The 14,178-nt window shown below is 52.2% G+C and carries 11 protein-coding genes; 8 read left to right on the top strand and 3 right to left on the bottom strand.

The window, feature by feature from the left end:
* The first annotated feature begins 304 nt into the window (after positions 1 to 304).
* Both gapA and C7434_RS06910 read left to right on the top strand, forming a co-directional pair.
* Positions 305 to 1,303, top strand: a complete 999-nt coding sequence (gapA, locus tag C7434_RS06905; RefSeq protein ID WP_006119418.1) for a glyceraldehyde-3-phosphate dehydrogenase — start codon at positions 305 to 307, stop codon at positions 1,301 to 1,303.
* A gap of 72 nt (positions 1,304 to 1,375) precedes the next feature.
* Positions 1,376 to 2,251, top strand: a complete 876-nt coding sequence (locus C7434_RS06910; protein WP_033741882.1) for a D-hexose-6-phosphate mutarotase — start codon at positions 1,376 to 1,378, stop codon at positions 2,249 to 2,251.
* A 7-nt stretch (positions 2,252 to 2,258) separates the two neighbouring features.
* Here the strand turns inward: C7434_RS06910 and C7434_RS06915 are convergent, their stop codons facing one another.
* Positions 2,259 to 3,110, bottom strand: a complete 852-nt coding sequence (locus C7434_RS06915) for an aldo/keto reductase (protein ID WP_133745260.1) — start codon at positions 3,108 to 3,110, stop codon at positions 2,259 to 2,261.
* 73 nt (positions 3,111 to 3,183) lie between these two features.
* The gene (locus tag C7434_RS06920; RefSeq protein ID WP_006119421.1) at positions 3,184 to 3,933 is read right to left on the bottom strand and encodes a MipA/OmpV family protein; all 750 of its coding nucleotides are present in this window, start codon (positions 3,931 to 3,933) and stop codon (positions 3,184 to 3,186) included.
* Between the two features lie 422 nt (positions 3,934 to 4,355).
* Between C7434_RS06920 and yeaG the strand changes: the two genes are divergently transcribed.
* The 6 genes from yeaG (at position 4,356) to C7434_RS06950 (ending at position 13,106) form a co-directional block, all read left to right on the top strand.
* Entirely contained in the window at positions 4,356 to 6,290 is a 1,935-nt protein-coding gene (yeaG, locus tag C7434_RS06925; RefSeq protein ID WP_006119423.1) for a protein kinase YeaG, read from the top strand.
* Between the two features lie 93 nt (positions 6,291 to 6,383).
* Complete coding sequence (locus tag C7434_RS06930; RefSeq protein ID WP_006119424.1) at positions 6,384 to 7,658, top strand: YeaH/YhbH family protein; 1,275 nt, start codon at positions 6,384 to 6,386, stop codon at positions 7,656 to 7,658.
* 248 nt (positions 7,659 to 7,906) lie between these two features.
* Complete coding sequence (locus tag C7434_RS06935; RefSeq protein WP_033741886.1) at positions 7,907 to 9,634, top strand: potassium/proton antiporter; 1,728 nt, start codon at positions 7,907 to 7,909, stop codon at positions 9,632 to 9,634.
* Positions 9,635 to 9,711: 77 nt separating this feature from the next.
* The gene (locus tag C7434_RS06940; RefSeq protein WP_033741887.1) at positions 9,712 to 9,945 is read left to right on the top strand and encodes a DUF1480 family protein; all 234 of its coding nucleotides are present in this window, start codon (positions 9,712 to 9,714) and stop codon (positions 9,943 to 9,945) included.
* Positions 9,946 to 10,324: 379 nt separating this feature from the next.
* Positions 10,325 to 11,791 (top strand): undecaprenyl-phosphate galactose phosphotransferase WbaP, encoded by a 1,467-nt coding sequence (wbaP, locus tag C7434_RS06945; RefSeq protein ID WP_033741889.1) that lies wholly within the window; start codon positions 10,325 to 10,327, stop codon positions 11,789 to 11,791.
* A 121-nt stretch (positions 11,792 to 11,912) separates the two neighbouring features.
* Positions 11,913 to 13,106 carry a multidrug effflux MFS transporter gene (locus tag C7434_RS06950; protein ID WP_033741891.1) on the top strand — a complete coding sequence of 398 codons (1,194 nt, stop codon included), beginning with the start codon at positions 11,913 to 11,915 and terminating at the stop codon, positions 13,104 to 13,106.
* Here C7434_RS06950 and dadX read toward each other — a convergent pair.
* Positions 13,099 to 14,169: a catabolic alanine racemase DadX gene (dadX, locus tag C7434_RS06955; RefSeq protein ID WP_033741893.1), complete on the bottom strand. Its 1,071-nt coding sequence runs from the start codon at positions 14,167 to 14,169 to the stop codon at positions 13,099 to 13,101. The genes C7434_RS06950 and dadX overlap by 8 nt on opposite strands.
* Positions 14,170 to 14,178: the final 9 nt, after the last annotated feature.

Genomic DNA, 14,178 nt, shown 5'->3' on the forward strand with positions numbered 1-14,178 from the left:
CTAGTATTCTAACAAATGATCAACATTAGTCGGGTCTTTTTTTGTGCTCTGCCCTTCGGTCCGTATCTTACAAGGTGGATTTGTGATTTTGATCACCTTTTCTCTGGCATATCCCTATATATTCGGCGAAGGTTTCAACAGAGCACGATGTTCGCGGAAGCGCGCAAGCGGTTGCGCGTCAAATAATTCCTGTTCGGTGGATTGACCTGTCGCAACAATTGACACGATTCCGCTTGACGCCTGGTAAGGTTTTTGTAATTTTACAGCCAACCTTTTATTCACTAACAACTAGCTGGTGGAATATATGACTATCAAAGTAGGTATCAACGGTTTTGGCCGTATCGGTCGCATCGTTTTCCGTGCTGCTCAACAGCGCTCTGACATCGAAATCGTTGCTATCAACGACCTGCTGGACGCTGACTACATGGCGTACATGCTGAAGTACGACTCTACTCACGGCCGTTTTGACGGCACCGTTGAAGTACAGGACGGCGCTCTGGTTGTTAACGGTAAGAAAATCCGTGTTACAGCTGAGAAAGATCCGGCTAACCTGAAGTGGGGCGAAGTGGGCGTTGACGTCGTTGCTGAAGCAACCGGTATCTTCCTGACCGACGAAACCGCACGTAAGCACATCACTGCTGGCGCGAAAAAAGTGGTTCTGACCGGTCCATCTAAAGATGACACCCCAATGTTTGTTCGTGGTGCTAACTTCGACAAATACCAGGGCCAGGACATCGTTTCTAACGCCTCTTGTACCACTAACTGCCTGGCCCCGCTGGCAAAAGTCATCAACGATAAATTTGGTATCGTTGAAGGCCTGATGACCACCGTACACGCCACTACCGCAACGCAGAAAACCGTTGATGGCCCGTCTCACAAAGACTGGCGCGGTGGTCGTGGTGCATCACAGAACATCATCCCGTCTTCTACCGGCGCCGCTAAAGCGGTAGGTAAAGTGCTGCCAGAACTGAACGGCAAACTGACCGGTATGGCATTCCGCGTACCTACGCCTAACGTTTCTGTTGTTGACCTGACCGTTCGTCTGGAAAAAGCTGCGTCTTACAAAGAAATTTGTGCCGCTATCAAAGCCGCGGCTGAAGGCGAGATGAAAGACGTGCTGGGCTACGTTGAAGATGACGTTGTTTCTACCGACTTCAACGGCGAAGTCCTGACCTCAGTATTCGATGCCAAAGCCGGTATCGCGCTGAATGACAACTTTGTTAAACTGGTTTCCTGGTACGATAACGAAACCGGTTATTCAAACAAAGTTCTCGACCTGATTGCGCTGGTTGCTGCTAAATAAGGCAGCCAGACACGAGACAATAAGGGTGACTTCGGTCACCCTTTTTTTGATCCCTTCACTATGGAGTCAGGCATGCAAGACAAACTCTTTTCCCTTCCCGTGGTTAAACAAATCACGCCTTATCTGTCGCAACGTCAGGTGGGTGAACTCCCGGTTATCATTGTCAGCCATCCGCGTGTACGGGCGGCCGTGACCTTACAGGGCGCGCATCTGATTGCCTGGCAACCGAGCGGTGAGAAGCCCATCATCTGGCTGAGCGACAAGAGCCCTTTCCTGCCTGGTAAGGCGATTCGCGGCGGTGTACCGATTTGCTGGCCCTGGTTTGGACCGGCAGGAGAGCCTGCCCATGGCTTTGCCCGAAATCAGTCATGGACGCTCTCTGCGCATGATGAAAACGAAGACGGCGTGCTGCTGACATTTGTGCTGGAAAGTACCCCACAAACGCTGAAGCTGTGGCCGCATGACTTTACCCTTATCGCCCGCTTCCGTCTGGGCCAGCATTGCGAAATTGAGCTGGAAGCCTACGGTGATTATGAATCGACAGCTGCGCTACACAGCTATTTTAACGTGGCGGACAGTGCGAGCGTTGAGGTCACCGGACTGGGTGAACATTACATCGACAAGGTCAAAGATAACCAGCCGGGTCAGAGCGAGGGTAAACAGCGCTTTACCGAGCGCGTGGATCGTATCTTCACTGCGCCAAAAGACTGTTCAGTTATCAACGATCTGGCTGGAAAACGGCAAATTGAAGTGTACCACCATCACCATAGTGACGTTGTCACGTGGAATCCTGGTGTGGCGCTGTCGTGTAGTATGGCGGACATGCCAAATGAGGGTTATAAAACGATGGTGTGTGTTGAAACCGCGCGCATCAGCAAACCGTTGCGCAGTGCAGGCGACAAGCCTGCCCGACTGGCGACGACAATACGTTTGAAAAATAAGGCCTGAAGCGCGTTCAGACCACATCCAGCGGCAGTTTGTGTTGTGGCGGCGGAAAAGCCCTGTCGAGTCTGAGACAGTCCTCCTCGCTCAGGGTAATGTCCAGCGCAGCCGCATTTTCACGAACATGTACCAGTGAACTGGCTTTAGGGATGGCAAGGACATCGCCATCCCGAATCGCCCAGGCCAGCATAAGCTGTGCCACGGTGATGCCTTTTTGGCGGGCAATTGCGTTCAGAGCGGGGTCGGTAAACAGCTGACTGCGTAACCGACCGGCCTGTGCCAGGGGACAATACGCCATGACCGGCATCGCGCGCTGGCGACAGAGCGGTAGCAAATCGTATTCAATACCGCGGGAACCCAGATGATAAAGCACCTGATTGGTGGCACAATTTTCGCCACCCGTTTCGGCCCACAGGGCGTCCATGTCCTCGCTGTCGAAGTTTGAAACACCCCACGCACGAATTTTGCCCTGCTGCTGCAAAGTCTGCATCGCGCTGATGGTTTCGTCGAGTGGCACACTGCCGCGCCAGTGCAAAAGATACAAATCAATTCGATCCGTTTGCAGACGACGCAGGCTGGCCTCGCAGGCGGCGATGGCATCCTGTTTCCCGGCATTCCATGGATAAACTTTCGATACCAGCAGGGCCTCATCACGCCGTCCCTTCAGGGCATCGCCTACCACTTCTTCGGCGCCACCCTCTGCATACATTTCAGCGGTATCCACCAGCCGCAAACCGGCATCCAGCCCTGCCTGAAGCGCACTGATTTCCTGTTGCCGGCTGGCGGGATCCTCCCCCATATACCGGGTGCCAAGACCGATTGCCGGAATCTGACGCTGACCTGCAATATCGATATATTTTGTCATCGGGTTCTCCTGCACTAAATGGGGGCATATGCACCCTGAGAGCGCACAGCCTGCACTCCCGGGGTGCGCCGCATCAGAAGGTATAGCTGACGCCTGTCCAGACCGTAAACTGTCCGCTTTTATCAACCATCGGACTGTCTTTGATTTCGCTGGCAAAGCGGGTGTAACGCCCTGAAAGACTGGCATTCCACTGCGGGGTAATGCTGTAGCTGGCGTTCATTTCCACATAAGGCGACCAGCTGTCATCCGGATGATAACGACGAATTCCGGTCCGATCGCTTTCGTTACCCGATACGCCATAGTAGTAGCGGTTTTGATTCGCGCTGTTCCACAATGCACCAATTCCCGGCGTAAAGGTAAAGTCGCCAAAGCTGAAACGGTAAAGATAGGTCAAATCCCAGACGATACCGTTGCTGTTGTTAAGCACATCGCCTAACAATGAGGTCCGTATGATGCCCCAGTCATCCGTGTGCCGGTAAGTCACCCCGCCCATCAACGTCATCCGGCGCTTATCCAGCCCCTTCATATCCCCCAGATCGTTATCATCCGGGTCGTATTGCTGCGGCGAACCCAACAGCGACAGAGAGAGCTGATCCTGTGGGTCTTTCCACACGTAATAGCCACCCTGCAGGGTGTTAAACCAGAATTTTTCCCCTTCGTAATTGATGATGGGAACAGGCAAATAGCGGTCCTGTCCACCACGATAAGGTGACTGCGCATAAATCACTGATGCACCGAGTGATAAGGGTGCGGCTTGTACTGACTGGCCCAGAAAATAACAAGGGATAAGTGCAATAAGCACGTTAAGTTTGAATTGGTTCACAATTTATTCATTCCATAAATATAACAATCACACATAGAGTCTAACGCTTTTTACAGACTGAATTAACCTTATATCAAAATCATCTACCGCGTTTGCCGCAGAATGTGGCATAACCGGGTTGAAGGCATCACAGAACGGGGGTTAACTGAGGAAAAACGTTTCGCAACAAAATGATTTTGTTATTGATATGTGGCTCACTAATCAAAAATCTATGATGAAATTTCCTGAATGCCTTCTACAGTTAAACTTAATACCCGAGTTTTTGTACTTACCAAGTAACCATAAAAGTTGTGCATCCCGATAAGAACGATCAGGTTGGCATAAGGGTTGCTGTAGTAAACAGATTAATATCTTCCGGGAGCTGTACGAGCACTGATTATTGCTCCTTTACCTGTGCTAAAAACGAAAGGACGGGCATCGCTATGAATATATTCGATCACTATCGTCAGCGTTATGAAGCTGCCAAGGACGAAGAGTTCACACTGCAGGAATTTCTGACTATCTGTAAACAGGATCGCAGTGCATACGCCAACGCAGCAGAGCGACTCTTAATGGCTATTGGTGAGCCAGTAATGGTCGACACTGCCCAGGAGCCACGCCTTTCCAGAATCTTTTCTAACCGGGTTATGGGACGTTACCCAGCGTTCGAAGAGTTTTACGGTATGGAGGAAGCGATTGAGCAGATCGTGTCCTATTTGAAACACGCAGCGCAAGGCCTTGAAGAGAAGAAGCAGATTCTCTATTTACTGGGTCCGGTGGGTGGCGGTAAGTCCTCCCTGGCTGAGCGCCTGAAATCCCTGATGCAACGCGTCCCTATCTACGTGCTCAGTGCCGACGGCGAACGCAGTCCGGTCAACGACCATCCGCTGTGCCTGTTCAACCCGCAGGAAGACGCTAACATTCTGGAAAAAGAGTACGGCGTACCGCGTCGCTACCTTGGCACCATTATGTCGCCCTGGGCCGCCAAACGTCTGCATGACTTTGGCGGGGATATTACACGCTTTAAAGTCGTTAAAGTCTGGCCATCGATTCTTGAGCAGTTAGCCATCGCCAAGACAGAGCCGGGCGATGAGAACAACCAGGATATCTCTGCGTTGGTCGGTAAGGTCGACATTCGCAAACTTGAAAACCACGCGCAAAACGATCCTGATGCCTACGGTTACTCTGGCGCACTGTGCCGGGCCAACCAGGGCATCATGGAATTCGTTGAGATGTTTAAAGCGCCGATCAAGGTTCTGCACCCCCTGCTTACTGCCACGCAGGAAGGAAACTACAACGGTACGGAAGGGATTTCAGCCCTGCCGTTTAACGGCATCATCCTGGCGCACTCAAACGAATCCGAATGGGTAACCTTCCGCAACAATAAAAACAACGAGGCTTTCCTCGACCGTGTTTACATCGTCAAAGTGCCTTACTGCCTGCGCGTGTCTGAGGAAATTAAGATTTATGAAAAGCTGCTGAATCACAGTGAGCTGTCCACTGCGCCTTGTGCACCTGGCACGCTTGAGACGCTGGCGCGCTTCTCTATCCTGTCGCGTCTGAAAGATCCCGATAACTCGAGCATCTACTCCAAAATGCGCGTGTACGATGGTGAAAGCCTGAAGGATACCGACCCGAAAGCGAAATCCTGGCAGGAGTACCACGATTATGCGGGCGTGGACGAAGGCATGAATGGCCTGTCAACGCGTTTCGCCTTTAAAATCCTGTCACGCGTATTTAACTTCGACCATGCTGAAGTTGCCGCCAACCCGGTGCACCTGTTCTATGTGCTGGAACAGCAGATTGAACGTGAGCAGTTCCCACAGGATCAGGCGGAAAAATACCTTGAGCATCTCAAAGGCTATTTAATTCCTAAATATGCGGAGTTTATTGGCAAAGAGATTCAAACGGCTTATCTGGAATCCTATTCCGAATATGGTCAGAATATTTTCGACCGTTATGTAACCTATGCGGATTTCTGGATTCAGGATCAGGAGTATCGCGATCCGGATACCGGACAATTATTTGACCGTGAATCGCTGAATGCCGAGCTGGAGAAAATTGAGAAGCCTGCCGGGATTAGTAACCCTAAAGATTTCCGTAATGAAATTGTCAATTTTGTGCTGCGTGCAAGAGCGCATAATAATGGCAGAAATCCCAACTGGACCAGCTATGAAAAACTCCGTACGGTCATTGAGAAAAAGATGTTCTCCAATACCGAAGAGCTGTTGCCGGTTATCTCGTTCAACACCAAAACCTCTACGGATGAGCAGAAGAAACACGACGATTTTGTCGATCGCATGATGGAAAAAGGCTATACCCGCAAACAGGTTCGCCTGCTGTGTGAATGGTATCTGCGCGTGCGTAAATCGTCCTGATCAAAGTCTGTAAGCAAACCGGTGCGGGACAGCACCGGTCATATTAAGGTCGGGTCAGCCCGGCCTGCTTGCAATGTAGTTTGGGGGAACATCATGGCCTATTTTATCGATCGCCGACTGAACGGTAAAAACAAGAGTGCGGTTAATCGCCAGCGCTTCTTACGTCGTTACAAGTCGCAGATTAAGCAGTCGATTTCCGAGGCCATTAACAAACGCTCGGTAACCGACGTCAGCAGTGGCGAATCCGTCTCTATTCCCGTAGATGATATCAATGAACCCATTTTTCATCAGGGGCGGGGTGGTCAACGTCATCGCGTTCATCCAGGCAATGATCACTTCGTGCAAAATGACCGTGTTGAACGCCCACAAGGCGGGGGCGGTAGTGGTTCAGGTCAGGGAAATGCCAGTCAGGATGGTGAAGGTGAGGATGAATTTGTTTTTCAAATTTCCAAAGATGAATATCTGGATCTGCTGTTTGAGGATCTGGCGCTGCCCAATCTGCGGAAAAATCAGCACCGCCAGTTGAATGAGTACAAAACGCACCGTGCCGGATTTACCTCGAATGGCGTCCCCGCCAACATCAGCGTGGTCCGTTCTTTGCAAAATTCCCTGGCCCGACGTACTGCGATGACGGCAGGTAAGCGCCGCCAGCTCCATGAGCTTGAGGATGCCCTCAGCGAAGTAGAAAAGTCAGAGCCCGCTCAGTTACTCGAAGAGGAACGCCTGCGCAAGGAGATTGCCGAACTGCGCGCGCGCATTGACAGAGTGCCCTTTATTGACACCTTTGACCTGCGCTATAAAAACTTCGAGAAGCGGCCCGAGCCTTCCAGTCAGGCGGTCATGTTTTGCCTGATGGATGTCTCCGGCTCGATGGATCAGGCGACGAAAGATATGGCAAAACGCTTTTATATTTTGCTCTATCTGTTCCTCAGCCGGACTTATAAAAACGTCGAGGTGGTCTACATCCGCCATCATACTCAGGCCAAAGAGGTCGATGAGCAGGAGTTTTTCTATTCGCAGGAAACCGGCGGCACCATCGTCTCCAGCGCACTGAAACTGATGGATGAGGTTGTGAAGGAGCGCTACGATCCCGCGCAATGGAATATCTACGCCGCGCAGGCGTCGGATGGTGACAACTGGGCAGATGATTCACCGCTCTGCCACGAGATTCTGGCAAAAAACCTGTTGCCGGTGGTGCGTTACTACACCTACATCGAGATAACACGTCGCGCGCATCAGACCTTATGGCGCGAATACGAGCATCTGCAGTCAATGTTCGACAACTTTGCGATCCAGCACATCCGGGAGCCCGAAGATATTTATCCTGTGTTTCGTGAGCTGTTTCACAAACAGGCAATGGAAGCCTGAGACACTAAGCCGACGCCCAGTCGGCTTTTTTTATTGTATTTATAACCTCTTAAAATGCGGTCTTGCCTGCTGCAAGCTATCTAACTCCCCTATTAGCCTTGTTAACTGGGATTATCCAGTGCATTAGCAATTAAGATAAATTGCAAAATGACAATGACAACTCATTGATAAAACATTATCTTGCAGACATAGCATGGATGTTTCTACCCCTTAGTTAACATTGTCTGCCGTATCTCAGGAGACCGCGTTTGAACCACACTATTGTTTATAGTCTTTTCATTATTGGATCCGTGCTGGTTGCGTCGAGTATCTTGCTCAGTTCCTTTTCGTCCCGATTGGGCATTCCTATCCTGGTGATTTTTCTGGCGCTGGGCATGCTGGCCGGCATTGACGGTATTGGCGGCATCGCATTTGATAACTATCCGGCGGCCTACCTGATCTCTAACCTTGCCCTGGCAATCATCCTGCTGGACGGCGGCATGCGCACCAAAGCCAGCTCCTTTAAGGTGGCGCTCGGACCGGCCTTATCACTGGCAACCGTAGGCGTGATCATTACGGCAGGCCTGACTGGCATGGTCGCGGCCTGGCTGTTCAGGCTCGATATGATGCAGGGCTTCCTGATTGGTGCGATTATCGGCTCCACCGACGCGGCAGCGGTATTTTCCCTGCTCGGTGACAAAGGTCTGAATGAGCGTGTCAGTGCCACGCTGGAAATTGAGTCCGGCAGCAATGACCCAATGGCGGTGTTTCTGACCATTACGCTGATCGAAATGATTGAGCAGGGACGAACCGGTCTGGACTGGATGTTCGTGGTGCATCTGATTCAGCAGTTCGGTCTGGGGATTGTCCTCGGTCTGGGCGGTGGCTGGGCCCTGCAGCAACTGATTAACCGCATGAATCTGGCTCCCGGCCTGTATCCCTTACTGGCACTGAGCGGCGGCATTCTGGTCTTTGCGTTGACCACCGTGCTGGAAGGCAGCGGCATCCTCGCCGTCTATCTGTGCGGCTTCTTACTGGGTAACAGCCCTATCCGCAACCGTTTCGGCATTTTGCAGACCTTTGACGGTATGGCCTGGCTCAGCCAGATCGGCATGTTTATCGTACTGGGATTGTTAGTCACGCCCTCCGACCTCTGGCATATCGCTGTTCCGGCGATGATTCTGTCCCTGTGGTTAATTCTGGTGGCACGTCCGCTGTCGGTGTTTATCGGCCTGTTACCGTTCCGTGGCTTCACGGCGCGGGAGCGTATCTTTATCAGCTGGGTCGGTCTTCGCGGAGCAGTGCCGATTATCCTGGCCGTCTTCCCGATGATGGCCGGTCTGGAAAATGCCTCGCTCTATTTTAATATTGCGTTTTTCGTGGTGCTGGTGTCCCTGATGCTACAGGGCACCTCGCTGGGCTTTGCGGCGAAGAAAGCCAAAGTGGTGGTTCCGCCTACCGCCTCTCCGATTAGCCGTATCGGGCTGGATATTCATCCGGAGAATCCGTGGGAGCAGTTCGTCTATCAGCTCAGCGCCGACAAATGGTGCGTGGGCGCGGCACTGCGGGATTTACAGATGCCACGCGAAACCCGTATCGCCGCACTGTTTCGGGATAACGTGTTAATGCACCCCAACGGCGCAACGCGTTTAAAAGAGAATGACGTGATTTGTGTGATTGGCCGTGAGCGCGATCTGCCTGCGCTGGGCAAAATGTTCAGTCAGTCGCCGCCTGTCTCGCTGGATCAACGTTTCTTCGGCGACTTTATTCTGGATGCCGACGCGCGACTTCATGATGTCGCGCAGATTTATGGCCTTGAACTCGACGAAGATACGAACGCGCAACAGTCGCTGGGTCAGTTGATGATGAGTATGTTAGGCGGGGCACCTGTGGTCGGTGACCAGATAGAATGGAATCAACTGACATGGACGGTAGCGGAGAAAGAAGATAATCATATTGTTAAAATTGGCGTGCGCCCCAATGAAGACAAAGAATAATCTTATTTAAATAGCGCGGTTTAATTAGCTGAATTGCACTACGCTTTTATAACATTCAGTTAAAACGGGAGTTATCCATGAGTCACGTGGTTAAAATTGGTCGCTATGAAATTGTTGATGCGGAATTCAGCAGCGAAGACCCGGTGACGGTGAGTATTCCCTGCCACACCAATCCCGGCCTGAGTTATCAGCTTGACGGCTGGGATCAGGAAACCAGCGTACCGGCCTGGATCGACGGTAAAGAAGTGATATTAGCGATCGGTCATTACGATAAACAACAAGACCGCTGGGTATTAAAAAAACCCGCGTAAGCCCGGAGGATTACCGCCAGTCAGCCCGTTTGGCGGTAATTCCTAAAAATGGACCTGAATATCTCCGTGCATCACGCTTATCTCTGATACAATATTCTGCATATCAATAACTTAAACAAAACCCGCGCGATTATCCCCTGACTTTTTAAGAATTATTCCGTATTAACTCTGTCAAACATCTCCTGCATACTCTTCTCCAGTGCTGCATTTTTACGTGACTTGTCTCACGTTTAGAGAATCTGTTTTTTGCAGCGTTAATGGCTCTAATGACTGTAACAAACTGAAAACGTCCCGGTTTCGGGTTTTCAGTCGTTAACCCCTGAACGCGTACTTGATTCTGGTCAGGCCATCTTTTACTTCATTAAAGAGAGCAGGTTTTATGGCAAGTACAATTGTAATGAACAATGCGACTCGCTCGTGGAGCGGTCTTCGTAAAAATATTCTTGTAAAGCTTGCGTTAAGTTTTTCAGATCTCATTGCGCTGAATTTAGCGCTGTTTCTCTCTGCTGCGACCGTGCAGGGAATTTGGGGCGACCTTGATGCCTTTATTCCACCCCATCAAATTGAGAACCGTTTTATTGCGCAGTTTATTATGTCGGTGCTTTGCACCGGTTGGTTCTGGATGCGCCTGCGTCACTATACCTACCGCAAACCCTTTTGGTTTGAACTGAAAGAGATTGTTAAAACCCTCGTCGTGTTCTCTCTGCTGGATCTGGCGTTAATCGCCTTCTCCAAATGGGACTTCTCCCGCATGGTCTGGGTGTTCAGCTGGAGCTATGCCCTGCTGTTGCTGCCGTTAATGCGTGCAGGCGTGAAAAGCGCGATTAACCGGGCCGGACAATGGCAAAAAGAAACCATTATCATTGGCTCGGGCCGTAACGCTACCGAAGCTTACGCCGCATTACAAAGCGAGGAGATTCTCGGGTATAACGTTCAGGCGTTTATTTCCGTTGAAGACGCACCGCTGCAGCAGAGCGTTAATGGTGTGCCTGTTATCTCCGCCAACGATATTAACTGGCAGACCATCGACCGTGACAATGTGCAGTTCATTGTGGCAATGGAATACGAACAGCAGCCTGAGCGCGACCGCTGGCTGAAATTCTTGTCTAAAATGAACTGCCGTTCCGTGTCGGTTATCCCAACATTACGCGGTGTACCGCTTTACGGCACAGACATGTCCTTTATCTTCAGCCATGAAGTGATGATTCTGCGCGTCAGCAATAACCTGGCGAAGCATTCGTCACGCTTCCTGAAACGGGGATTTGATATTGTGGTAGCTTCGCTGCTGCTGCTCTTCCTGGCACCGGTTTTTGCCTTACTTTGCTATATGGTGAAGCGTGATGGCGGTAATGCCATTTATGGTCACGAGCGCGTGGGTCAGGATGGCAAGAAATTTAAATGTCTGAAGTTCCGTTCGATGGTCACCAATTCCAAAGAGGTGCTGGAAAACCTGCTGGCGACCAGCGAAGAAGCGCGTCGCGAATGGGACAAAGACTTCAAGCTGAAAAATGATCCGCGCATTACCCGCATCGGGGGCTTCCTGCGCAAAACCAGCCTGGATGAGTTACCTCAGCTCTGGAACGTGATTCGGGGTGAAATGAGCCTGGTCGGCCCACGTCCGGTTATCGAAGCGGAACTGGAACGTTATGCCGGCGACGTGGATTACTATCTGATGGCGAAGCCCGGGATGACCGGCCTGTGGCAGGTGAGCGGACGTAACGACATTGACTACGATACCCGTGTCTACTTTGATTCCTGGTATGTCAAAAACTGGGCGCTGTGGACGGATATTGCCATCCTGTTTAAAACAGCCGGTGTGGTATTACGCCGCGACGGCGCGTACTGATTTAGCCTGCGATGCCTGTTTCAGACAGGCATCGCCATTTCGCTGGTAATTCGCTTTCCTTTTGCTTTATTAATCATTACCCTCTTCCCTCGCTTTATCGTACGTTTACCCTCTGGTTTCTATGCAAAAATATACCCTGTTGCTGTTAAGCCTGGTGCTCCTGGCGCCTTTAGGCATCGATCTCTATTTACCCACGCTGCCGCAGATCGCAGAAGGTCTGTCAACACCGGTGACGCTGATACAAACAACGATCCCCCTTTTCCTGCTGATAATGGGACTGGGTCAGCTGGTGAGCGGCCCGCTGGTCGATAACTATGGGCGTAAACCTATTGCGCTGCTGGGACTGACGCTCTACATAGCGGGCAGCGCCATTGCGGCCACCGCCACCTCCTTCCCGCTGTTCCTGCTGGCCCGCGTCGTACAGGGCTGTGCGGTATGTTGTAGTGCCGTCGTTGCGTTCAGCGGCGTACGTGACCGGTTAAGTGGTGATGATGCAGCCCGGGCTTATGGCTTTCTGAATGGCGCACTGAATATCGTGCCCGCACTGGCACCGTTGCTGGGTGGACTGCTGGCCAGCGCCTTTGACTGGCGCGCGCCCTTCTGGTTCCTGTGTACTTATGCCGCCGTCGTGATGCTGATGGTCATTATCTGGCTGCCGGAAACCCGTCCGGCCGATACGCTGCGTGTAAAAGGGCTTCCCGTTAATCAGTATGCCGCCATTTTACGTCAGCCGCGCTTTCTGGCCTTTGCCTTCGCGAATGCGGGCGCACTGGGCATGGTGCTGACGTATGTTTCGCTGGCGCCCCACATTCTGATGACCGAGGGCGGCCTGTCGCCCTTGGCATTCTCCTTTGCCTTTGGCGCGAATGGCTTTTGGATCATGCTGGTGAGTGTGGTGGTGAACAAGGCGATTCGTAAGGCGGGCAGGCCATTTTGCCTGGCGATGGGTTGCCTGACCATGCTACTGGGTGCTGGCCTGCTGCTGGCAGGTATGACACTGCTGCCTGACAGCCTGCAGTCACACTGGGCGCTGTATATGTTCCCTGTCGCCGTGGCCGTGGCCGGACTGGCCTTCACCGTCGGCCCGGCCACCAGCTATGCGCTGGAACCTTACCAACAGCAGGCTGGTGTCGCATCGGCGTTACAGGGTTTTATTCAGATGGCAGGCGGTGCAGCGGGGAGTTTGCTTATTGTCGCCCTGCCACTGGCAGAGAAAATGTCGCTGGCGTTGATGATGCTGCTGGGTGCAGCGCTGGCGTTCCTCGCCTGGCGCTGCAGTAAAAATATGCACAGCCGGATTACAGCGATTAAATAACGTTTACCGGAACGCGTGGGGCCAGGGCACACATCAGCTCATAACCTACCGTTCCGGCCGCTTTTGCTACCTGATCGATTTTGACATTGTTTCCCCACAGCTCGACAGGTGAACCAATGCCCGCCTGTGGGCAGGGTGTTAAATCAACGGTAATCATATCCATCGACACCGCACCCACGACCTGCGTCAGCACGCCATCAACAAAAACCGGCGTCCCGTTGTGCGCATGGCGAGGATAACCATCGGCATAGCCACAGGCGACAACACCTATTCGCTGCGGCTGGGATGCCCGGTAGCGATAGCCATAACCCACGCCATCTCCGGCCTGAAGCTGCTGCACACCAATGATTTCACTGGACAGGGTCATCACCGGTTGAAGTCCACTGCTGGCCACGTCCTGCCAGTCACCGCTGGGTGACGCACCATACAAAATGATCCCCGGTCGCACCCAGTCCCTGTGCGCCTCAGGATGCCACAACGTACAGGCCGAATTGGACAGCGAGACCGGGCTGTCCAGCCCTTCGGTGGCGTCGGCGATTCGCTGTAGCGGCGCCACAATGCCGTCGGGATTCTCGGCATCAGCGAAATGCGCCATCAACGTAATATCCCCGACGTTTTCCAGCGCACGCAGTTTATGCCAGATGCCATTTACCTGTTCAGGGCGAAAGCCCAGTCGGTTCATACCGCTGTTTATCTTCAGGTAAATATCGACAGGCGCCGAGAGCGTCGCATTGGCCAGGGCATGAATCTGCCAGTTGCTGTGCACGCTGGTCGTCAGACGGTAACGATCGATTAAGGTCAGATCGTCAGGGTGAAAAAAGCCTTCAAGCAGCAGGATGGGTTTCTTCCACCCCTGCTCCCGCAGCAGAATGGCTTCTTCCATATTCAGTAACGCGAAGCCATCGGTGCTGGACAGACTTTCCCACACGCGGGCAATGCCATGGCCGTAGGCATTGGCTTTCACCACAGACCAGACACGTGATGCGGGGGCCGCACGACGCACAATGGCCAGGTTATGTCGCAACGCCTGTTGATTGATGGTTGCGACAATTGGACGTGACATACTTCCTCT

Origin of the sequence: Pantoea sp. PNA 14-12, from assembly GCF_004364735.1 — a bacterium.
GTDB lineage: Bacteria > Pseudomonadota > Gammaproteobacteria > Enterobacterales > Enterobacteriaceae > Pantoea > Pantoea stewartii.